Origin of the sequence: Labrenzia sp. R5_0 (assembly GCF_017743835.1) — a bacterium.
Lineage (GTDB): Bacteria > Pseudomonadota > Alphaproteobacteria > Rhizobiales > Stappiaceae > Roseibium > Roseibium algicola.
The window spans coordinates 648739-669723 of record NZ_JAGHRK010000001.1 but is presented as its reverse complement, the minus strand read 5'-3'; the positions used below and the strand labels follow the sequence as shown (position 1 = coordinate 669723).

Sequence of the window (20985 nt, the reverse complement as noted above, 5' to 3'; positions counted from 1 at the left end):
TAGATTATTCCCAGCCGACCTTCTCCGGCCCACCCCACACTCAAGGTCCTTCCGTGCAGACAAACGTTTCAAAGTCGCCTTTTCCCGTCTTCGACGGTCACAACGACACACTCCTGAAACTTGAAATCGAGGCCATGAAAGGCACCGAGCGCAGTTTCTTTGACCGCTCGACCACAGGCCACATCGACATGGTGCGGGCGCAGGAAGCCGGATTTGCCGGTGGGCTTTTCGCCATGTTCGTACCTTCCAACCCGGAACAGGACTTCACCCGCCCCTTCAACCCGAAGGACCCTGCCAACTATCAGCCCGTACCGCAGAAGAGTGCGTTTGATTTCACAAAACGTATGCTGGAACGGGCCGAGCAGATCGAAGCCCAGTCGGAAGGCAATGTCGTCATTTGCAGAACCCCGGACGAGAACCGTACAGCGATCGAATCCGGCCAGATTGCCATAAGCCTTCACATTGAAGGTGCCGAAGCCATCGATACCAACCTCTATGCGTTGGAGGAGCTCTACGGCCGCGGTCTGCGCTCACTTGGCCTGGTGTGGAGCCGAGAGAATGATTTCGGATACGGTGTGCCGATGGCGCACCCGGCTTCACCGGATATCGGCCCCGGCCTGACCGGCGCGGGTCGCGACCTGGTTCGCGCCTGCAACCAGCTCGGGGTGCTGCTTGATGTGTCCCATCTGAACGAAAAGGGGTTCTGGGACCTGGCGCGCATCACAGAACGGCCGATCGTTGCCAGCCACTCCAATGTTCACAAAATTTGCGAAAGCAGCCGCAATCTGACGGACAAGCAGCTTGATGCCATCAAGGAAAGCGGAGGTCTCGTCGGCATCAATTTCCACGTTGCCTTCCTGCGTAAGGACGGCGGTCATTCGCGTGACACGCCGCTTTCGGTCATTGCCGACCATGCAGCCTATCTGGTTGACCGCCTCGGCGAAGACAGCGTGGCTCTCGGCTCGGATTTCGACGGCTGTGTCCTGCCGCGCGATATCGGCGACGTCACCGGTCTGTCCCGTCTGATGGAAGAGCTCGACGGCCGCGGTTTCAATACACCGGTTCTGGAGAAGATCGCCTGGAAAAACTGGATCTCCGCACTGGAGAAAGCTGCCGGCTGAACGGGCCTGTCTCGCCTTTGATCAAGATCACTCCGCCCGCCTCGCAAACTTGTTACCATGCGTAAACAGTTAGCGATTGCATTTGTGGACGGGCGGAGAAACAATGCATTTATTGTTATTTTTTGGCAGCCGTCTAAATATTAGATCCGGAATTCCACCTGAACTGCACGTTCAAGACCCACCCTCATCGGTGGCACAAGATGCAGGCAGGTTGCAGTATTCAGGCGGTTGTGCGTGGTTGGCACGTCCCATTGACCGTTCCTTCGCACCAGCGGATGGCCGGATGGAGAAAAAAACGCGAGATTGCAGACGGCGATATTTGTCGGCTGTGGTCTTTCTTTGCGTTGCCATTCAGACGCGATGCCAGTGGGGGGCAGCGACGTGAATGTATTACTTACCGCGGACAGACGTTCGCCGGTTCAAGCGGAAAACAGGGGCAAGCGCGCGCGCAAGTCCGATGCAGTCTATCAGGATCTCAAACGCCAGATCCTGACCGGGGAAATGACCTCGGAAAGCCCGATTACAGAACAATCCCTTGCCCAGGACTATGGCTGCTCGCAGAGCACCATCCGTGAAGCGCTCATGCTGCTTCAGGAATGCGGCCTCGTTGTTCGCCGCGGCTATCAAGGCACCTACGTCACAGATCCGAGCCCGCTAGAAGCCCGTCTGATGCTGAAACTGCGCATCGACATTGAATCGACCGGCGTCGTGGAAGCGGTCAAACATGTCACCAAGGACCAGGTGAACGAGCTCTATGACCTTGAAGACCAGTTCGAAGCCTGCCGTGACAAGAGGGACGTGTTCGGCTGTGCCGAGATCGACCGTGCCCTGCATCTGAAACTCTTCAGAATCGCCCGGATGCCCGTTCTGGATCCTATGCTGGTCAGGACCTTCATGATCCTGCAACGGGTCATGCTGTCGAGACCGCGTTCCGAACAGTCATGGACCAGACCGAATGTGACCCCGCACCGGTCCGTCATCGAAGCGCTGGAAGCTCATGATGTCGACGCGACACTGACGGCTCTTCGAGCTCATATCCTGTCGAGCGCCGTTTTGCTGGCTCCACACTTTTACGGTACGGATATCGTGGAATTGCAGGACCAGTTCGACGCGTTGCCTGTTCAGGCAGCTGGCTTCAATTGGCGCTAGGCTAAGCTCAACCGACCTTCCCGCTCACACAGGCAGAGAGCCCACAGATTGCGGGCGGCCAACCGCTTTAGGTTGACCGCCCGCGCACCCGAGTTGCTTTATAAAGGTTCGCCCTCAGGCGCTTTCCATCATTTGCTGCTGAGTCAGCATTGCGGCCCCGATCAGCTCCTTGGTGTAATCGCACTTAGGCGCCTCGAAGATCGCGTCGGCGGACCCCGCCTCAACAACCTTGCCACGTTGCATCACCATCACCGTGTCGGACAGCGCGCGCACGACGGCAAGGTCATGACTGATGAACAGATAGGTCAGGTCATGAGCCTTCTGCAGGTCACGCAGCAGTTCCACCACCTGCTTCTGGATCGTTCGGTCGAGAGCCGAGGTCGGCTCGTCGAGCACGACCAGTTCCGGCTTCAGAACCATGGTGCGGGCAATCGCGATACGCTGACGCTGTCCGCCCGAAAACTCGTGCGGATAGCGATTGCGCATGACCGGGTCGAGTGACACTTCCTCAAGTGCCTTGCAGGCGCGCTCATCCCGCTGGCGGGCGTTGAGTGAGGGTTCGTGCACCATCAACCCTTCGGAAATGATCTGGCCAACCGTCATACGCGGGGACAAAGACCCGAAAGGATCCTGGAAGATAAGCTGCATGTCCTTGCGAAGCGCACGCATTTCGGAGCGGTTCTTGCCGGTGATCTGCTGTCCGTGGAACACCACCCGGCCACCGGCCGGCAACAGGTTCAGCACTGCACGACCGAGGGTGGACTTGCCAGAGCCACTTTCGCCGACGATGCCCAGTGTCTGGCCCTTGCGCAGCGAGAAACTGATGTCGTCAACCGCACGCAGCACATGCTTGGGCTTCAGAAAACCGGAATCGAGCTCGAATTCCACTTCGACCTTCTGCGCTTCCAGCAGAACAGGCGCACTGTCTGGCACCGGCAGCTTGTGGCCTGTCGGCTCCGCATCCAGAAGCATTTTTGTGTAGGGATGCGCAGGCCGGGTGAAGATCTGCCCGGTCTCGCCGCTTTCCACCACTTCACCGGTCTTCATGACATAGACCCGGTCCGCAATACGGCGAACGATACCCAGATCATGGGTGATGAAGATCACCGCCATGCCTAGGCGCTTTTGCAGATCCGCCAGAAGGTCCAGGATCTGCGCCTGTGTGGTGACATCGAGCGCAGTGGTCGGCTCGTCGGCAATCAGCACGTCTGGATCGTTGGCAAGCGACATTGCGATCATCACACGCTGGCGCTGGCCGCCTGACATCTCGTACGGATAGGCGTTGATCTTGCGTTCCGGCTCGGGAATGTTGACGAGTTTCAGAAGCTCGAGGGCCTTTGCCTTGGCCGCTTTCCACGACAACCCGCCATGAACGACCATGGGCTCGGCCAGCTGCCGTCCGATGGTGTAAAGCGGGTCGAGCGAGGTCATCGGCTCCTGGAAGATCATGGTGATCTTGGCACCGCGGATCTTGTTGAGCTTGCCCACCGGCAAGCCGAGAATATTCCGGCCTTCGTAGATCACCTCGCCGCGTGTGCGCCCGTTGGACGCCAGAAGGCCCATAGCCGCCATCATGGTCTGGCTCTTGCCCGAGCCGCTTTCCCCGACGATCGCGACGGTTTCACCCGCCTGGACGTGAATGTCGACGCCTTGAACCGCATTGACGGTACCCGTCGCGGTTTCAAAGTCGACCTTCAGATCCTTGATTGAGAGGACCGTTTTCTTGGTTTCGCTGGTCATGGTCTTCTCCTCACCGGTCCTTCGGGTCCAGGGCATCGCGCAGGCCGTCGCCGATGAAGTTCAGCGCAAACAGGGTCGATGTCAGGAAGATGGACGGGAAAATCAGCATCCAGGGAGCCCCTTGCAGATTTCGCGCGCCTTCGGAAATCAACACGCCCCAGCTGGTCATCGGCTCCTGAATGCCGAGGCCAAGGAAGGACAGGAAACTTTCCAGCAGGATCACCTTCGGCACCAGAAGTGTCATGTAGACCACGACCGGACCAAGCGTATTCGGGATGATGTGCCGGCGCACGATACCGCCATCGGCCACACCGAGTGCTTCCGCCGCCTGCACATATTCCTGGCGTTTGATGGTCAGCGTCTGCCCGCGCACGATGCGCGCCATGTCGAGCCATTCCACGGCACCGACGGCGATGAACATCAGGATGAAGTTCCGGCCGAAGAACACGACGAGCATGATCACGAAGAAGATGAACGGCAGCGAATAGAGGATATCCACGACGCGCATCATCATCTGGTCGACCCGGCCACCGAGATATCCTGAAGTCGCCCCGTAGAGAACACCGATCGATATCGCAACGATGGTTGCCAACAGACCGATGGTCAGCGACACGCGGCCGGCGATGAACGTCCGGGTCATCATGTCACGACCATTGGCGTCGGTGCCGAAATAGAAATGCATGAAGTTGATGTCGGCCCTGACCGTTGCAGACTTGTTGTCTGCGGACATGTCCGTCAGCTCGGTATTCCTGAACAGGTCGCTACGGTCAAAATACAGCACTGACCGGGGATCGATATCCCGGCTGGAGGTGACCTTGGCGACAATCATGTCGCCTTCGCGCTCAAACGCATCCACGGTCAGACGCGCCCGTTTGGCGGAAGACATGAAACCGGGCTCGACCTGCTCAGGCTTCGGATAGGCCTCCAGGCTGGCCGGCACCTTCACGTAGTCACGATAGACTGTGTCGTAGTGATGAGGAGACAGGATCGGGCCAAGGATCGAGATCAGGCCGATTGTCAGAAGCACGATAATGGAGGCGACCGCCGCACGGTTGGCGAGCAACCGGTCGCGTGCGTCGTCCCACAGGGAACGCCCCTTAGCAGGCGCCCCGGTGGATGATGTTGCAGTGAGGGTCACAGTCGTCTCCTCCTCAGTCGTAGCGCACACGCGGATCGAGCAGCGCATAGAGCAGATCCACGACGAGGTTGAACAGGATAACAAAGCAGGCAACGACAACAACCGTCCCCATGACCAGGGTGTAGTCACGGTTGAGAGCGCCCTGCACGAAGTAGCGGCCGATGCCCGGGATACCGAAAATGGTTTCGATCACGACGGAACCGGTGAGCAGCGCTGCCGCAGCCGGGCCGAGATAGGAAACGACCGGCAGGATCGCCCCTCTGAGCGCATGCACCACCACGATCATGTAGGAGGTCAGCCCATAGGCCCTTGCAGTGCGAACATGGTTGGACCTGAGCGCCTCGATCATCGAGCCGCGCGTCAGACGTGCCACGACTGCGATCTGAGGCAGCGCAAGTGTCACGACCGGCAGTACCCGGTTGACGAAAGCTCCGCCATTCCAGCCCCCCACGGGCAACCAGCCGAGCCACACGCCGAGGATCAGGGTCAGGATCGGCGCAACGACGAAGTTGGGGATCGTGACGCCGAGCGTTGCCGCAGCCATGATCGAATAATCTGCCGGTTTGTTCTGGCGCAGCGCCGCCGCCACGCCCAGGAAACCGCCAACCACCAGGGCCAGGCAGAGCGCGGACAAGCCCAGCTGGATGGAGATGGGAAGACTTTCCGCAAACAGTTCATTGATCGAGAAGTCGCGGAAGTAGAAACTCGGACCGAAATCCAGACGGGCCACGCTCTGCAGGTACAGCAGGTACTGGTTCCACAGGGGCTCGTTGAGATGGTAGATCTTGTTCAGGTTTTCCATCACCTTTGCCTCCAGGGGACGTTCCAGATCGAACGGTCCACCCGGCGCGATGCGGATGAGGAAAAAGGAAATCGTGACAATCAGAAAAAGCGTCGGGATTGCGCCGAGCAATCGTCCGAGGACATATCGGAGCATAGGCTTTGCCTCTGTTTGTTAAACGGCGGTCTTTCGGTCAATCTTGATTGATTGATGCCGCCTTGCAAGAACCGGCAGGGAAGCCCTGCCGGTCTCGATGTTGTCAGGTTATTCGGAGATGCTCATCCAGCGGGACGGATGGATGTTGAGGAGGTTGTCCTCAAATCCTGCCATCTTGTCGGAGACCAGGTTCATGGAACCGTAGTACATCATCGGAATGAACGGCAGGTCCCGCATGAAGAGCTCTTCAGCCTTCTTCAGGATGTCCGCACGCTTCTCCAGATCCACCGTGACGGCCGCTTCGTCCATGAGTGCATCATACTCAGGATTGTTGTAGCGGGCGTAGTTGAAGCCGTCGTTGTCGCTCTCGACCATGAACAGGAAGTTCTGCGGGTCGGAGTAGTCGCCAATCCAGCCGGCGCGGGCGACGTCGAAGTCCTGACGGTCACGCAGCATGGCGTAATGCGTCTTGGTGTCGGTGTTGATCAGCTTGACGTTGACGCCGAGAGGTTTCCACATGTCGGCAATCGCGACTGCCGTGTTCTTGTGGTTTTCGGACGTGTTGTAGTTGATCGTCAGTTCGACAGGATTGTCCGGGCCGAAACCGGCATTGGTCAGAAGTTCGATCGCTTTTTCTTCGCGGTCGATCTGGGACATGTCCTTGTAGTCGGCATAGGCCGGTTCACCGTAGTTGCCGATGCCCGGCGGCACGAAGGAATAGCCGGCCACCATGGTGGAGCCCCAGATTTCGTCGGCCAGGAACTCACGGTCAATCGCCATGGACAGAGCCTGGCGGACGTCCGGGTTCTTCAGGACTTCGTCTTCGTGATTAAGCGCGTAATAGTAGGTGCCCAGATACGGCGCCACGTGGAACTGGTCGCCCAGGTTCTCACGCATGAAGGCGACCTGCTCGGTCGGCGCATCGTTGTTGGTGTGCAGCTCACCGGCCTGGAACCGGCGCAGAGCCGCGCCACGGTCTTCGGTCGGATAGAAGAAGACAGTGTCGATCTTCACCTGATCGGCGTCATGGAAATGCGGGTTCTTGACCGCTTTCACATGTGCGTTCGGCACGAATTCTGCGAGGGTGAAGGCACCGTTGGTGACGATGTTTTCGGCTTTCACGAAATCGGAGCCGAATTTTTCAACGGAAGCCGGATGGACCGGAAGGCCGGTCTGGTGGCCCAGAAGGTCAATGAAATACGGCGTCGGGGACTCCAGAGCGATCTCGAGCGTATGATCGTCAAGCGCCTTCACGCCGAGTTCTTCCGGCTTGGCTTCGCCCTTATTGACCTTTTCGGCGTTCAGGATCGGATACAGAACGTTGGCGTATTTCGCGCCTGTTTCCGGGTTCATGATGCGCTGAAGCGAAAAGACGAAATCGCCGGCAACAACCGGATCCCCATTGGACCACTTGGCATCATCGCGCAGCATGAAGGTGTAGGTCTTGCCGTCGTCGGAAACCTTCCACTCCGAAGCCACGCCCGGAATGATCTGGCCATCGGCGCCATAGGCAACCAGGCCCTCGTAAAGATCACGCAGGATATGCGCTTCATAGGTTGTGGAGGTCTTGTGCTGATCCAGGGTTTCCGGGTCGGCAGTGTTGCCGCGGTGGTAGACCACCTCTGCAACCGCAGTAATAGATGTAGCAGCCATCAAGGCAGCCGCAAGCGCTGTCACACGCATGGACTTGAACATATCGCTCTCCCCTCTTGGGTTATAGTTGAAGCAAATGGAACGATGGGTCACAAGATTCCACGCTCTTTGCGAGCAATCAAGCATCCCCCAACGGCACATTTCGACCTTAGTCGCAAAAAGGCGATGTTTTTGCTTGTTTTTAAACGAAACCGGAAAATTTTTCCGTTGTTTTACTCGGCGGTCAAATAATTTGACCTCAACACGCGCAATTATGTTTCAATCCTAGCGGCAAAATCGATATTTTCCACTATGAGCCAGATACATGCCCGTATCAGGGTTGAAAGACTTGAATTTCCGCGCGCAATAGGCCGTCCACTGAGGGGTAAAAGGAGCCAGTCCGGTCTTGGTATAGGGGACACGCTGCGGTTGTCCACGATAGCGCGGCGGGTTCACATAGACCCGCGACCGGTAGGGATAGGCCCGCATGTCGTAGGGGTGGTAATAGTAAGGTGCGCCATAGGGACGGTAAGGCGGGCCGTAAAGACCATAAGGTGCGTAGAAGGCCCCGCCGCGATAACCACGATTGCCGAAACCGAAGCCGATACCGACACCATTGAAATAGATCCCGTCGGCACGTGCGGGCGATGTGCCGGTCAAGCCGGCGACTGCCCCGGCCAGACACATGGCGACAGCGGCAAGACAGATCCGAAACCGCTTGCGGGCAAGAGAGCCCCTTTCGCGTTTCGCCAGGTTCAGGTCAGACATGATGCTCTCTCCTGTCGGCGCACGCCCCGCGCCTGTTGGTCGCCCCTGTCCACACGCTGCCCAGAATAACGCATTCGGTCACCAAAATCTCTCCGATCACGATCAAAAATGCTGGGCGTTCTTTCCGGGCCGCTTGCGCGGTTCACGCGCGGCCAGTAAACCGGGCGCCGATCCGACATTCCGACCGGGAAAACAAGACCCTCATGGCTCCACCGCTGCTGACACTTCGCGACGTTCATCTGACCTTTGGCGGCACGCCACTTCTAACCGGTGCCGAGCTTTCCGTTTCCGAAGGTGAGCGCATGTGCCTTGTCGGCCGCAACGGCTCCGGCAAGTCGACCCTTTTGAAGATTGCTGCCGGCATGGTGGAGATGGACAAGGGCGAACGCTTCTTCCAGCCCGGCCGCACGGTGCGCTATCTCCCGCAGGATCCGGACCTTTCCGCCTATGCCTCCACACTGGAGTATGTCAACGAAGGCCTGACCGAGGGCGACGATCCCTATCGCGGCGCTTATCTTCTGGAAGTCCTGGGCCTTAGCGGCACGGAAGACCCGAAGTCCCTTTCCGGCGGCGAAGCCCGCCGAGCTGCCCTCGCCCGGACGCTCGCCCCCGAGCCGGATATCCTGTTGCTCGACGAGCCAACCAACCACCTGGACCTTCCCGCCATCGAATGGCTGGAACAGGAGCTCAAGAGCCTGAAGTCCGCCCTGGTGCTGATTTCCCATGACCGTCGCTTCCTGGAAAACCTGTCGCGCACCACTGTCTGGATCGACCGCGGCGTCGCCCGCCGGCTCGACAAGGGCTTTGCCCACTTCGAAGCCTGGCGCGACGAGGTGTTCGAGCAGGAAGAGGTCGACCAGCAGAAACTGGCGCAGAAGATCAAGCGCGAAGAGCACTGGATGACCTACGGTGTCACCGCCCGGCGCAAGCGCAATATGCGGCGCGTGCGCGAGCTTGCCGACCTTCGCAAACAGAAGCGGGAACATCGCGGGCCTCAAGGCACCGCCAAGCTTGCTGCCACGGATGCCGAAGTTTCGGGCAAGCTGGTGATCGAAGCCAAAGGCATTTCCAAGACCTATGGCGACCGTGCCATCGTCAAGGACTTCTCGACCCGCATCCAGCGCGGTGACAGGATCGGTTTTGTCGGCCCGAACGGCGCCGGCAAGACGACGCTTCTGAAGATGCTGACCGGCGAACTAGCACCGGACACGGGCACGACACGGCTCGGCACCAACCTGGAAATGGTCACACTCGACCAGAAGCGTGAGAACCTGAACCTCAACGACACGCTGTCCTCGGTCCTAACCGGCGGGCGCGGCGATACGGTGGTGATCGGCGACGAGACCAAGCATGTCATGTCCTACATGAAGGACTTCCTGTTCTCGCCGGAACAGGCCCGTACGCCGGTGGGTGTGCTGTCGGGCGGTGAACGCGCCCGCGCCATGCTCGCTCGGGCACTGGCCAACAAGTCGAACCTGATGGTGCTCGACGAACCGACCAACGACCTCGACCTTGAAACGCTTGACCTGCTGCAGGAACTGCTGGCCGACTATCCCGGCACGGCCCTGATCGTCTCGCACGATCGCGATTTTCTCGACCGGGTGGCAACCTCCGTGATCGTCTCGGAGGGCGACGGCCTGTGGCGTGAATATGCCGGTGGCTACACCGACATGCTGGCACAGCGCGGCGAAGGCGTGACCGCCCGCAAAGCCGACAAGGCAGCGCCGGTGAAGAAGGAAAAGCCTTCCGCTCCAGAGGCTTCGCCGCAAAAGCCTCAGGCAAAATCAAAACTGAGCTTCACCCAGCAGCATCTTCTGAAAACCCTGCCGGACACGATCGAGAAACTTGAAGCACGTCTCGAAACGCTTCAGGCGGAAATGAACGACCCGCAGCTCTACGTGAAGAACCCTGACAAATTTGCCAAGATATCCCAGCAAATAACTGATCTCACGAATGAAAAGGATGCTGCGGAAGAGCAGTGGCTGGAGCTGGAAATGCTGAACGAGGCGGGTTAGGCAAGCTGTTCGGCACATCAACTTCAGAAATTGATTCAACTCTGGGACCGCCCTGCTCTGCACTCCGGCACCGCGATCACATGGTCTCGGGATCACTAGGCGCCTCACCGTGCACATTGCACCAAATCGGACCTATGGCACCCAGCCCGGACACCGTGTTCTGGCGGAACCTGCCGCCACCTGTCGCGTTTCCTTTTCGAGCAATAAGGAGACGCACAGATGCACAAGGCGACCATTCTCAAGATCGACCAGGTCACTCACGATGTGAAACGCTTCCGTCTTGTCGAGCCTGAAGGGTTCGACTTCAAGGTCGGTGACGCGACAGAGATTGCGCTCGATGAAGACGGATGGCGGAACGAGACTCGCCCCTTCACGATGACGTCCTTGCCCGAAGAGCGAACTCTCGAATTCACCATCAAGGGATACCCCGATCATGACGGGGTTACGGAGCGCCTTCACAAGCTGAAGGAGGGCGACCACGTGCTGATCGCCGATCCGTTCAAGACATTCCGCTATGACGAGCCGGGCGTGTTCATTGCCGGCGGTGCCGGCATCACGCCGTTCCTTGCGATATTCCGGGACCTGGAGAAGAAGGGAAAGCTGAACGGCAACCAGCTGATCTTTGCCAACAAGACCTCGGAGGACATTATCTACCGCAAGGAACTTGAGGCTATGGACGGCCTGAAGATCGATCACGTTCTGTCAGACGAAGACACGGCCGGCAGCCACCACGGCATGATCGACGCGGACATGATCAAGGAATTCGTGCCTGATCTGGACCGCCGCTTCTACCTTTGCGGACCGCCACCCATGATGGAGGCGGTTCAGGAAGTGCTCGAGGAACTTGGCGTCAAGGCGGACTCTGTGGAATTCAGCGACTAACGCAGGCGTGGCGGGTCTGCTTCCTCAGCTGAGCCATCTTGGCGACTGGCAAACCAGGCAAAGCCCAGCGGAGACCCGTGCCTCGGGCCTCCGCCGCCTCTACTGCGGAGCAAATCGCTTCCCCTCACCGTAAATCCTTGAAGAACACGGTTGTCGCATCCAGATGGCCGTGGCTGTTATAGGCGTAGTCCGGAATGACGCCGACCTTCTGGTATCCGCAAGTCGGGTAGAGCTTTTCCGCGCGATCTCCGGTGACCGTATCCAGCACCAGCATCCAGCAGTTCTCGGAACGGGCAAGGCCATCGATGGCCGACATGAGCTTTCTGGCAAGTCCCTTGCGCCGATGTTCCGGATGAACCATCAGCTTGGCGACGTCCGCCCGATGGGGCTGGTTGTCGGCTCCTGCCTTCACAAGCATCACCACGCCCGCAATGTCCGCCCCTTGACGCGCGGCAAGCAGAAATGCCTCCCCACTTTCGATGGCGGGAAGCTTGCTCGCCCAGAAGGCTTCCGCCTTGTCCTGTGGCATCGGCAACAGGAAGCCGATCCCGGCACCATCTTCGACACATGCTTTCAGAAGCTGCCCCAGGGCGGGAAGCGACATGCGCACCTCATCTGCGGACATCAGACCGACGGGGGCGTCAGGCGTGAACGGCTGGACTTGCAGAGGTCCGGTCTCGGTAACGGGAAGTGTCATGGCGTGATCACCGTCAGGAAATAGCGTGCCGGAACCGTTCCAGACGCGTGGTAACTGTTGGGGGCGTTGAGACGGAACCGCAGGGCATCACCGGGCTCCAGGTCGTAGGCGTCCGGGCCGATGACCATCCGCAGGCTCCCCTCCAGAAGCACAAGTTGATGCTCCAGATCCGGAACCGGCGGAGCGGCATAGGCAACGGTGGCACCTGGGGGAATGCAACCTTCGATCATGGCCCCGCGATACCCGCTTGCTGCCGGCGTTAACGTGCGGCGGACATAGCCTGTCTCCGGGTCCGTCCAGACGGCCTGCACGTCCCGAGGAACAAGGCGCTCGATCGTTGCGGAGGCTGCTCCGAATAGTTCGGCCATTGAGAGGCCGAATGCCGCGGCAAGTTTTCCAAGAACGCTTGCGGTCGGGCTGGTGTCGCCGCGCTCGATCCGCGACAGGGTGGCCCGGCTGATACCGGTGCGTTCGGCCAGATCTTCCAGTGGCCAGTTTCTGGCCCGTCGCAGCTCGGTCAGCCGCTGGGCAAGATCTTGATCAAGGTTCGACATCAAAAAATCCCATAAATGAGAATTTTCTCATATATGGGATTTCTCATTTTACAAAGCTCAAAGAATGAGCAGTGTCTGACGGTCGTTTAGTTTCACACCTTCGAGAACACCGCGCTGGCGTTCACACCGCCGAAACCAAAGCCATTGGTGAGGATGTGGTTGACGTCACGAGCGATGGCCTTGCCGGGGATCATTTCGAACCGGCTCATGGCCTCGTCGGCCGCTTCCAGATTGCGGGAAGGCGGCAGCAGACCGCTCATCAGGGCCTTGACGCAGGCGATTGCCTCCACGGCTCCCGCGGCCCCCAGCAGGTGGCCGAACATCGACTTTGACGACGACACCGCAAGGTCTTTGCCACGGTTTTCGAAAAGCGTTGTCAATGCAGCAATTTCGGCAGCATCGCCGACTGGCGTCGATGTGGAGTGCGCATTGACGTAACCGATTTCACCGGGCGAGAGATTGGCCGTCGACAAGGCCTGCCGCATTGCCCGCAGACCACCCTCACCGTCCGGCGAAGACGCGGTAACGTGATAGGCGTCGGCGCTGGTGCCGTAACCGGCCAACTCGGCCAGGATCGTCGCACCGCGGGCGGTGGCATGGTCATGGTCTTCCAGGATCAGGATTCCAGCACCTTCGCCCATGATGAAGCCGTCACGGTCCTGGTCAAATGGCCGGGACGCATGGGCCGGGTCGCCATTGCGTTTGGAGGACATGGCCTTCGCGGCACAGAACCCGGCGTAGGAAACCTTGTCGATACAGGCTTCTGACCCGCCTGCCACCATCACGTCGGCTTCTCCCGAACGGATAATACGGGCGGCATCGCCAAGGGCCTGAAGGCTGGCGGCACAGGCAGTCACCGGCGCGCCAATCGGCCCCTTTAGGCCATGCCGGATGGAGACCTGCCCGGCAGCCAGGTTGGCCAGGAACGACGGCACCAGAAAAGGCGACGCCCGGCGGGGACCTTTTTCGTCCACCAGCCGCGTACCGGCGGTCATGGCCGGAAACCCGCCAACCCCGGTCGCGATGATCGTGCCTGTGCGTTCCTTGTCCCTGTCGGACTTCGGCTCCCAACCCGCATGGGCCAGCGCTTCCTGAACCGCCCCCATGGCAAAATGGATGAACCGGTCAGAGCGGCGCTGTTCGCGCGGATCCATCACTGCATCGACATCAAAGCCATGCTCGTCTTCTGCTTTCGAAGGAACCTCGCCTGCAATCTGGCAAGCCAGCTCACCTGCATCGAAGTGGGTGATCTGGCGGATGCCGTTGCTCCCGTCTTTCACCCGGTTCCAGAAGGCATCTACCCCGGTGCCCAGCGGGGAAACGATCCCCAGTCCCGTCACGACCACACGTCGCATGTCTTACCTCACATTGGTTTGCCAGCGCCCCCGCCCCGGCAGTTAAGATGTGTCGAGGCGGTTTGCCAGTCCGCCCGAAATGGAAATTCTTTTTGCCCGGCTATAGCTCCGAGAGCCGTTTCAGGGTGTCGATGGCACGCAGAAATTCATCGCTGCCGAGATGTCCCTTCACGTCTGCCTGGGCCTGCCGCCACAACGGGACGGCAGTATCAAGAAGCTCCGCACCCTTCGGGGTCAGCCGATACTGTTTGCTGCGGCCGTCCCGGACGGGTTGCGATGCGACCAGCCCCTTGCGCTCCAGAAGAGCGACATTGCGCACCAGCGTCGTACGTTCCATGGACAGCCGCTTGGCCAGTGCTGCCGTCGTCACGCCTTCGTATTTCCGGATCGAGACAAGAACGGAGAACTGACCGGCCGTCATGCCAACCTGCCGCGCCAGCTTGTCGTAGTGTCGGCTGACGGCACGTGCGGCCTTGCGCGCGTTGTCGAGAACGCAGAGCGAGAAATCGTCTTCTTCCATGCGGGCTTTGTGTGCATATACACATCAAAAGTCAAGTCACAGTCGAACGCTCCCCTTCCCGGGCAATTTGTCATCAGGATATTGCGTTTATTTGCAAAGGGGTTACGGTCAACAACGGCAACCGGAGCGTGAGGAGGTCAAAATGACAGATGCTGTTCAGGCCGTAGAGAATATGAGAAGAAAGATCCAGGACAACTGGGGCTGGTTTCTGGCGCTCGGCATTGCGCTGGTCATAGGTGGCATCATCCTGATCGCCGCTCCCCTGGCAACGTCGATTGCCGTGACGATCCTGATCGCGGCCGTGCTATTCGTCGGCGGCCTGGTTCAGATCTACAATTCCTTCAAGACCCATGGTACCGCCAGTTTCCTCTGGAACCTGATCACCGGCATTATCGCCGTCATCGGCGGGATCGTGATTTATGTGAACCCGCTCGCAGGAACCATCGCGCTGACACTGGTGATTGCCGCCATCTTCGTGGCGCAGGGCATCAGCCAGATCCTGCTGGCCTTCAAACTGAAGCCGCATGACGGCTGGGTCTGGGTGCTGATCGCAGGGCTCGTGTCCCTGGTGGCCGGTGCCATGATCTGGCTGGAACTGCCGAGTTCGGCCGCTTGGGCGCTTGGCCTTCTGGCCGGCATTTCGGTGCTGATCAACGGCTGGAGCTACATCGCCATAGCGCTTGCAGCCAAGGCATCCAAGAACTGAACCTGAATTTATTTGAGATGACTGGCACCCGGCAGAATTTCATTTGCCGGGTGCTTTTTTTGATGTAGCGTTTTTCAGGTTCAACAGCAGGCATCGCCTGCGTTCAGGCTGTTCCGTGGATGGTTTCTGTTCTCGGCCGCAATGGCGGCAATCCGCATAACAAGGCCTATTGGTGGTGGCCGCCCCCTGCCGACCGTTGATGTTTGCCGGCTCTTGCCGGCGTCTTTCCCCTCCAAGACATCAACGGATTTTCGAAATGACGAACGTGACCTTGCGCGGTGAGGACCGCATGCTTTCTGTCGCCTGGACCGATGGCACCAGCACCAACTTTCCCTACATCTGGCTTCGCGACAACTGCCCGAGCGGGTTTCATCCGCAAACGCAGGAACGCCAGTTCGACCTGACCGGCATTGCGATGGATATTTCCATCGCGAAGGCCGAACAGGATGCGGATGAAATTATTCTGACCTGGTCCGGCGACGGCCATGTCAGCCGCTACAGGGCCGACTGGCTGTTCGATCACCGGCCAGGGGTCGGACTTGCCGATCCAGCCGAGATCGAACCTGCGCTGTGGCGCGGTGATCTTGTCCCGGAAAGCCTTCCGCGCGCGGCGTCCGCCGACTTGATGGTCAACGACGATCTCCTTGTCGCTTTCCTGATCGAAGCCAAGAAAACCGGCCTTGCTCTTGTCGACGGCATGGCTGACGACGTGGAGGCAGGTGTCGATGTCGCCCGCAGGATCGGTTTTCTTCGGGAGACCAATTTCGGCACGACATTTGAGGTCATTTCCAAGCCGAACCCGAACAACCTGGCCTATACGTCCCATGCCCTTCCTTTGCATACGGACCTGGCCAATCAGGAACTGCCACCAGGCTTCCAGTTCCTGCATTGTCTTGCCAATGAAGCAGAAGGTGGCGGTTCGATCTTTTGTGACGGCTTCGCGATTGCGGACGATCTCGCCCGTCTCGATCCGGAGGCCTTCCGGCTCCTTGCCGAGACGCCGGTGCCCTTTCGCTTTCACGACGAGGACTACGACATCTGCCGCCATCACACGGTGATCGAACTCGATCTGTTCGCACGCGTGCAGGAACTCCATTTCAACGCCCATCTCGCCGGGATCTTCGATCTGCCGGCCGATCGAATGGAAGCTTATTACGGGGCGTATCGCACCTTGATGCAGATGACCCGATCAAGGAATTACGTCATCACCACACGGCTGAAAGGCGGAGAGATGGTGATCTTCGACAATCGGCGGGTCCTGCATGGCCGAACCGCTTTCGACCCTGGCACCGGGTTCCGCCATCTGCGCGGCTGTTATGTCGACCGCGGCGAATTCGACAGCCGCATACGAGTCCTCAGCCGAAAAAGAAATTAAGGGTCTCCTAGTCAAGAGCGCCCGAACATGTCCGGGCGCTCTCCAGTTCTTTACACCTTCCGGTGCTTTTCGCACCGATGATCATCGAGGCTCCCTGGCAAGACCCTTGCCGAGGATGGGGCCGGTCGGCAACCCGGTTGGAGAGCCTCCCGGCTGTTCGAAGGTGATCTCATAAAGCTGGTCAGGCTTGGGAACCGGCAACCCGGCAGCTTGCAGGATCGTTTGTTTAGGCTCATCGAAGATGCCCAGGGAAACCGGCGGCCCATCCGGATCCGGTTTGGTCCAGAGCTGAAGGATCGTGCCTGCCGGGACATCGGTCTGCCCCAGAAGCGTGACCTGTGTCGCGTTGTTCTCAGCCCCTTCGATCATCGCAACAGGCTGCCCGGCATCGTTGACAAGCACGGCAATCACCTGCGGTTGAACTGTCGTCATTAGGTTCCAGACAAGCGCGATGGCAAGTACGAGGCTCGCTGCCAGGCTGGCTGCCGCCGTCCACATCATTGGCCTGCTGCGCTTTTCTCTCTCGGACTTGAGATCCACCGGCGCCTCAACACGACTGTCTTTCGTCTCGGGAGCGGCAATACTCTCTTCCACCGCGTCCAGACGCCTTTCAACGCGATGCCAAAGGCTCTCCGGCACGGCTTCACGGGGCGTAGCGGCGTCCAGAGCGGCGAACCGCTGACGGGCAAGTTCCACGAGAACGGCCAATTCCGGCTCCTTCATCAGGCGATCTTCCACTTCGCGCTGTTCTTCTGGGTCGCACAGGCCAATGACGAATTCGTCGGCAAGTTCAGCAAGATTTCGGCGAGCCGTTCTCATGACATGCACTCCCGCAAGGAAGTCAGGCCACGGCGCACCCACGCCTTTACCGTTCCAAGGGGTGCCGACAACCGGCCGGCAATTTCACCATGGGTGTAGCCCCAGATATAGGACATCAGCACGGCACTGCGCTTTTCCGTTTCCAGTCGTCCGAGACAACGGCGCAACTCGCTGTCATGGCCCAGCATTTCCCACGCCTCGTTCAGTTCGCTGCCGTCGATCTGGCGTTCCAGCTTGTCGTCATCGGTTGCCGATTCCCGGGCCCCGTCACGAAGCATGTTCAAGGTCCTGTTCCGCAGGACCGCGAAGATCCACGCGCGCCCGGATCCTTTCGCAGGATCAAACTGGGAGGCCTTGCGCCAGATCAGGACCAACGCATCCTGGAGCGCATCTTCAGCAAGGTCCTGCCGGCGCAACATGCGCTTGGCAATGCCCAGCATCTTGGGGCCTTCCAGTTCCAGGATCTGTCGCAGGGCCTGCCGGTCCTTGCGTGCACAGGCGGCCAGAAGGGCCGCGTGATCCACTTCGCTTACGCTTTCCGGCATATCCAGCACGTTGGTCTCACTTGTTCAATCTCACCAGGGCTCCTGACTGCTACGCATCAGAAGCGTTGCCGGACCAGTCGTACCGGTAAGGGACCGGAGCAGCCTGGGGTGGGTGGTCCAGGCTGCTCCGGCAATCGGCTTTGCGAACCAGGTGGGACGGGGCCGCAAAGCCCAGAGCATCCTTGTTCATTCAGCGGGCTGAAGATGCTCTGTCAGTATGTGTTTTGGATGGGGCTCACATCGCGGTCATGAACGTGATGTCGCGCAGCGGCCATTCCAGGCCACCCAGTTCCCAGCTGTCGGTCACCTTGCCGGTTTCCAGCGAAACGGTGTGCAGCCACGTGCCGGTTGCCAGCCAGGCCTTGTTGTTGCCTTCCGCGTCGGTTGCGACATCAAAGGCGTAGGTTTCGGCAGCGTCCACACCCAGTTTGCCAACGGCCGCAAGGGTGCCATCGTTCGGCGAAGTCTGACGGATGACGGCACCAATGGTCGCGTCGATGTCGTACATCGCAGTCGTTTCCGGCTGGCCGTAGGAGTTGATGTAGGCGGCAGCAACGATGTTCGGCGCCTCACCCGCATGCATGTCCTTTTCCTCAAAGGCCAGGCTGCCATCGACGGTCACCTTGCCGCTTTCGATATCAACCCGGTGGTTGGTCACACCGGTCATGAAGCGCAACTTGTTGGCCTTGGGGTTGAAGTCGACGATGACAGGCTGCCCGTCTTTCAGCGGCAGCATCTTGTCCATCTTGGAAATCACCGTTGCCGCACCGGTCTTCGGATCAATCTCGACGATTTCATGAGCGCCACTGACGCCGATCAGCTGCCCCGTTGCCGGCCGCAGGTCAATGCCGAGCAGGCTGTCGACACCGGAAACTTCCATCGTGTCGGTGACCTTTCCGGAATTGCTATCGATGACCACCAGGGTCTTTTCACCGGCAAGACCGATCGCAGGGGTCGCGTGAGCAGCGCCAGCGGCAAGAACAAGGGCGGATGCTGTCAGAAGGCTACGTGCAATAAGGGGCATTTCAGATCTCCGTCTTTCAAAGGCAGGAGGCATCGGATTGGCCTCACTTCCCGGAAACACGGCAGATCGAATTTTGGATGCAGCTAGGGGAGATCTTTTTTGGAATTTTTCAGAAATTGGCGATCAAATAAAATATAAGCATCTGAATTTATTGAACTTAAGAGAGAAACCTCTCATCACAAAAAAATCCTGGTTCGCAGCAGAAACAGGAAACCGTGACCTCATCCGCCTTCGAAAATGCGTGTCTTTTCTTCTTCGGACAGCACTTTCCATTTGCCCTCTTCGAGACCTTCCAGACCGAGGCCGCCGATGTGACTGCGGGTCAAGTCGGTGACGTGATTGCCCGTTGCCGCAAACATGCGGCGTACCTGGTGATACCGGCCTTCATGCAGGGTCAGCCGGGCATGGGTTTCGTCCAGAACCTGAAGCTCCGCCGGCTTCAGCGGCTTGTCTTCACTTTCCAGCATCATGTCGCCGGAGGCAAACAGCGCGCCTTCGTCGCCCTTCATCGGGCGGTCGAGCGTCACTTCGTAGATCTTGGGAACTTCGGACTTCGGCGAGATGACGCGATGCAGGAATGTGCCGTCGTCGGTAAACAGCAAGGCACCGGACGTTTCCTTGTCCAGCCGACCGATGGTGGACAGAACCGGCTTGCGCATGCGGAACCTGTCCGGCAACAGGTCATAGACCAGCCGGCCCTGATCCTTGATGGAGCAGGTGTAGCCAAGCGGCTTGTTCATCAGGATCACCACCCCGTGTGCGGGGTCGAGCGGCTCATCGTCGAAGAGGATGTCCTCGTGAGCGGTCTTGGCATCCGCCTTCAAACGGCTGCCCTCGCGGTCTGTGAGCCACCCGTTGCGGATGGCGACCTGCATTTCCTTCCGGCTGCCATAGCCGAGATTGGCAAGGAGTTTTACAAGACGCATCTTACCGGCCTCCCTTGCCTTTGACGGCCCGGATCACCTTGTAGCCACCTTCGTCGGCGAGCTGTTTCACATCGGCGAAGACTTCGCCCAGCGTGTGCTCGTAGGGAAGATGCCGGTTCGCGACCATGAAGAACTCGCCACCCGGCCGCAGTCCGCGGGCAGCGGCGCGAATGAAGCCCTGACCGACGTCAGCGCGATCTGCCTTGCCGGCCTGGTGGAACGGCGGGTTGGAGACGATGAAGTCGTAAGGTCCTTCGATGCCCTGGGTCACATCCGACCAGATGCCGTTCATCGTTCTGAGCCCCTTGAAGGCAGCCAGGTTCTGTTCGGCCAGATCCAGCGCACGCTTTTCCGCCTCGTAGAGATCCATCGAAGTGACCTTCGGAGCTTTCTCGAAAACGGCACGTGTCAGATAACCGAAGCCCGCTCCAAGATCAGCGCCTCTGCCCTTCAGCGTTGCCGGCACAAAGTCTGCCAGAAGTCTGGAGGCCGGGTCGATCCTGTCCCAGGCGAAGATGCCCGGCCGGCTGACGAATGCGCCGTCAAGCACGGTCCGCGGCGCATCGAGTACCAGCCATTCGGCGAGAAGCTCGGTGTTCAGGCTGTCATCGGAAAGTTCACTCCAGACAACCCGGCACTTGTTCTTGGTCATTTTCTCGGCGCTGCCCAGAAGCTCCTGAAGATCGCTTTCCAGCGTCTTGGCACCTTCGGTATTGGGCGCGCAGGCAATCACGGTTCCACCCGGCCGTGTCTTTGAAACAGCACGGGCAAGCTGTGCCCTTGCTTCCTGCCGTTGACGACCGGGAAGAACGAGAACAGCGTCGAAGCTTTTGTCTTCCGTCTCCGCGTCTACCTTCAGCCCTGCCTTTTGCAGCGCATCCCGGTCTGGTGCGAAACTCTGTTCGCAAACAAGATCTGTGTCCGCAAGCGCTGCAAGCGAACGCCCTGTCCTTGCGCGCAGGAACAGGACGCGACTCTTGTCGGCAAGCTCGACAGCCCCGGTTTCAAGAGGCAAGACGAGTGTATCGAGCGCGGGATCGGACATGGCGGTCTTTCAGACGGGTTTCACCTGACGCGCTCAT

Annotated in this window: 20 protein-coding genes; 6 read left to right on the top strand and 14 right to left on the bottom strand. The window is 59.2% G+C overall.

From position 1 onward, the window contains the following. Positions 1-53 precede the first annotated feature (53 nt). Positions 54-1121, top strand: coding sequence for a dipeptidase (locus tag J7447_RS03100; protein ID WP_062489580.1), 1068 nt, complete (start codon positions 54-56; stop codon positions 1119-1121). Between the two features lie 381 nt (positions 1122-1502). Further along, positions 1503-2270: a GntR family transcriptional regulator gene (locus J7447_RS03095; protein WP_161633233.1), complete on the top strand. Its 768-nt coding sequence runs from the start codon at positions 1503-1505 to the stop codon at positions 2268-2270. A 114-nt stretch (positions 2271-2384) separates the two neighbouring features. Here the strand turns inward: J7447_RS03095 and J7447_RS03090 are convergent, their stop codons facing one another. From J7447_RS03090 to J7447_RS03070, 5 genes are all read right to left on the bottom strand, one after another. Then, positions 2385-4010 (bottom strand): ABC transporter ATP-binding protein, encoded by a 1626-nt coding sequence (locus tag J7447_RS03090; RefSeq protein WP_035908324.1) that lies wholly within the window; start codon positions 4008-4010, stop codon positions 2385-2387. Between the two features lie 10 nt (positions 4011-4020). Then, a complete protein-coding gene (locus tag J7447_RS03085) occupies positions 4021-5148 on the bottom strand; it encodes an ABC transporter permease subunit (RefSeq protein ID WP_353653739.1) in 1128 nt (375 codons plus the stop codon). A gap of 13 nt (positions 5149-5161) precedes the next feature. Continuing rightward, positions 5162-6085 carry an oligopeptide ABC transporter permease OppB gene (gene oppB / locus J7447_RS03080; protein WP_031268981.1) on the bottom strand — a complete coding sequence of 308 codons (924 nt, stop codon included), beginning with the start codon at positions 6083-6085 and terminating at the stop codon, positions 5162-5164. A gap of 108 nt (positions 6086-6193) precedes the next feature. Then, positions 6194-7780, bottom strand: coding sequence for a peptide ABC transporter substrate-binding protein (locus J7447_RS03075; protein ID WP_062489583.1), 1587 nt, complete (start codon positions 7778-7780; stop codon positions 6194-6196). A 222-nt stretch (positions 7781-8002) separates the two neighbouring features. Then, positions 8003-8485, bottom strand: coding sequence for a BA14K family protein (locus J7447_RS03070; protein ID WP_055658545.1), 483 nt, complete (start codon positions 8483-8485; stop codon positions 8003-8005). Positions 8486-8688: 203 nt separating this feature from the next. Between J7447_RS03070 and J7447_RS03065 the strand changes: the two genes are divergently transcribed. Both J7447_RS03065 and J7447_RS03060 read left to right on the top strand, forming a co-directional pair. After that, positions 8689-10500, top strand: coding sequence for an ATP-binding cassette domain-containing protein (locus tag J7447_RS03065; RefSeq protein WP_209168707.1), 1812 nt, complete (start codon positions 8689-8691; stop codon positions 10498-10500). A 219-nt stretch (positions 10501-10719) separates the two neighbouring features. Beyond that, positions 10720-11382: an FAD-binding oxidoreductase gene (locus J7447_RS03060; RefSeq protein ID WP_209168706.1), complete on the top strand. Its 663-nt coding sequence runs from the start codon at positions 10720-10722 to the stop codon at positions 11380-11382. Between the two features lie 124 nt (positions 11383-11506). On the opposite strand, the gene J7447_RS03055 is transcribed toward J7447_RS03060, so the two are convergent. The 4 genes from J7447_RS03055 to J7447_RS03040 form a co-directional block, all read right to left on the bottom strand. Next, positions 11507-12079, bottom strand: coding sequence for a GNAT family N-acetyltransferase (locus J7447_RS03055; RefSeq protein WP_286188896.1), 573 nt, complete (start codon positions 12077-12079; stop codon positions 11507-11509). Further along, entirely contained in the window at positions 12076-12633 is a 558-nt protein-coding gene (locus tag J7447_RS03050) for an XRE family transcriptional regulator (protein ID WP_209168705.1), read from the bottom strand. The genes J7447_RS03055 and J7447_RS03050 overlap by 4 nt, the downstream gene beginning before the upstream one ends. Before the next feature lie 92 nt (positions 12634-12725). After that, positions 12726-13988 (bottom strand): beta-ketoacyl-ACP synthase II, encoded by a 1263-nt coding sequence (gene fabF, locus J7447_RS03045; protein ID WP_023000045.1) that lies wholly within the window; start codon positions 13986-13988, stop codon positions 12726-12728. A gap of 100 nt (positions 13989-14088) precedes the next feature. Next, positions 14089-14508, bottom strand: coding sequence for a MarR family winged helix-turn-helix transcriptional regulator (locus tag J7447_RS03040; protein ID WP_023000044.1), 420 nt, complete (start codon positions 14506-14508; stop codon positions 14089-14091). Between the two features lie 142 nt (positions 14509-14650). On the opposite strand from J7447_RS03040, the gene J7447_RS03035 reads away from it, so the two are divergent. Continuing rightward, positions 14651-15214, top strand: a complete 564-nt coding sequence (locus J7447_RS03035; protein WP_031268980.1) for an HdeD family acid-resistance protein — start codon at positions 14651-14653, stop codon at positions 15212-15214. A 256-nt stretch (positions 15215-15470) separates the two neighbouring features. Further along, the gene (locus J7447_RS03030) at positions 15471-16589 is read left to right on the top strand and encodes a TauD/TfdA family dioxygenase (RefSeq protein ID WP_209168704.1); all 1119 of its coding nucleotides are present in this window, start codon (positions 15471-15473) and stop codon (positions 16587-16589) included. Positions 16590-16670: 81 nt separating this feature from the next. Here the strand turns inward: J7447_RS03030 and J7447_RS03025 are convergent, their stop codons facing one another. From J7447_RS03025 to J7447_RS03005, 5 genes are all read right to left on the bottom strand, one after another. Beyond that, positions 16671-17408, bottom strand: a complete 738-nt coding sequence (locus J7447_RS03025) for an anti-sigma factor (RefSeq protein WP_209168703.1) — start codon at positions 17406-17408, stop codon at positions 16671-16673. Then, a complete protein-coding gene (locus tag J7447_RS03020) occupies positions 17405-17953 on the bottom strand; it encodes a sigma-70 family RNA polymerase sigma factor (protein WP_023000040.1) in 549 nt (182 codons plus the stop codon). The genes J7447_RS03025 and J7447_RS03020 overlap by 4 nt, the downstream gene beginning before the upstream one ends. Before the next feature lie 235 nt (positions 17954-18188). After that, positions 18189-18977 (bottom strand): DUF4394 domain-containing protein, encoded by a 789-nt coding sequence (locus tag J7447_RS03015; protein ID WP_023000039.1) that lies wholly within the window; start codon positions 18975-18977, stop codon positions 18189-18191. 221 nt (positions 18978-19198) lie between these two features. Next, positions 19199-19903 carry a pseudouridine synthase gene (locus J7447_RS03010; RefSeq protein ID WP_055658527.1) on the bottom strand — a complete coding sequence of 235 codons (705 nt, stop codon included), beginning with the start codon at positions 19901-19903 and terminating at the stop codon, positions 19199-19201. A gap of 1 nt (position 19904) precedes the next feature. Then, positions 19905-20948: a class I SAM-dependent methyltransferase gene (locus J7447_RS03005; RefSeq protein WP_209168702.1), complete on the bottom strand. Its 1044-nt coding sequence runs from the start codon at positions 20946-20948 to the stop codon at positions 19905-19907. Positions 20949-20985 lie beyond the last annotated feature (37 nt).

Coding starts and splice junctions, on each gene's coding strand:
- J7447_RS03090 (WP_035908324.1), bottom strand. CDS start 4,010: ATGACCAGCGAAACCAAGAAAACGGTCCTCTCAATCAAGGATCTGAAG.
- oppB (WP_031268981.1), bottom strand. CDS start 6,085: ATGCTCCGATATGTCCTCGGACGATTGCTCGGCGCAATCCCGACGCTT.
- J7447_RS03075 (WP_062489583.1), bottom strand. CDS start 7,780: ATGTTCAAGTCCATGCGTGTGACAGCGCTTGCGGCTGCCTTGATGGCT.
- J7447_RS03070 (WP_055658545.1), bottom strand. CDS start 8,485: ATGTCTGACCTGAACCTGGCGAAACGCGAAAGGGGCTCTCTTGCCCGC.
- J7447_RS03065 (WP_209168707.1), top strand. CDS start 8,689: ATGGCTCCACCGCTGCTGACACTTCGCGACGTTCATCTGACCTTTGGC.
- J7447_RS03060 (WP_209168706.1), top strand. CDS start 10,720: ATGCACAAGGCGACCATTCTCAAGATCGACCAGGTCACTCACGATGTG.
- J7447_RS03055 (WP_286188896.1), bottom strand. CDS start 12,079: ATGACACTTCCCGTTACCGAGACCGGACCTCTGCAAGTCCAGCCGTTC.
- J7447_RS03050 (WP_209168705.1), bottom strand. CDS start 12,633: ATGTCGAACCTTGATCAAGATCTTGCCCAGCGGCTGACCGAGCTGCGA.
- fabF (WP_023000045.1), bottom strand. CDS start 13,988: ATGCGACGTGTGGTCGTGACGGGACTGGGGATCGTTTCCCCGCTGGGC.
- J7447_RS03040 (WP_023000044.1), bottom strand. CDS start 14,508: ATGGAAGAAGACGATTTCTCGCTCTGCGTTCTCGACAACGCGCGCAAG.
- J7447_RS03035 (WP_031268980.1), top strand. CDS start 14,651: ATGACAGATGCTGTTCAGGCCGTAGAGAATATGAGAAGAAAGATCCAG.
- J7447_RS03030 (WP_209168704.1), top strand. CDS start 15,471: ATGACGAACGTGACCTTGCGCGGTGAGGACCGCATGCTTTCTGTCGCC.
- J7447_RS03025 (WP_209168703.1), bottom strand. CDS start 17,408: ATGAGAACGGCTCGCCGAAATCTTGCTGAACTTGCCGACGAATTCGTC.
- J7447_RS03020 (WP_023000040.1), bottom strand. CDS start 17,953: ATGCCGGAAAGCGTAAGCGAAGTGGATCACGCGGCCCTTCTGGCCGCC.
- J7447_RS03015 (WP_023000039.1), bottom strand. CDS start 18,977: ATGCCCCTTATTGCACGTAGCCTTCTGACAGCATCCGCCCTTGTTCTT.
- J7447_RS03010 (WP_055658527.1), bottom strand. CDS start 19,903: ATGCGTCTTGTAAAACTCCTTGCCAATCTCGGCTATGGCAGCCGGAAG.
- J7447_RS03005 (WP_209168702.1), bottom strand. CDS start 20,948: ATGTCCGATCCCGCGCTCGATACACTCGTCTTGCCTCTTGAAACCGGG.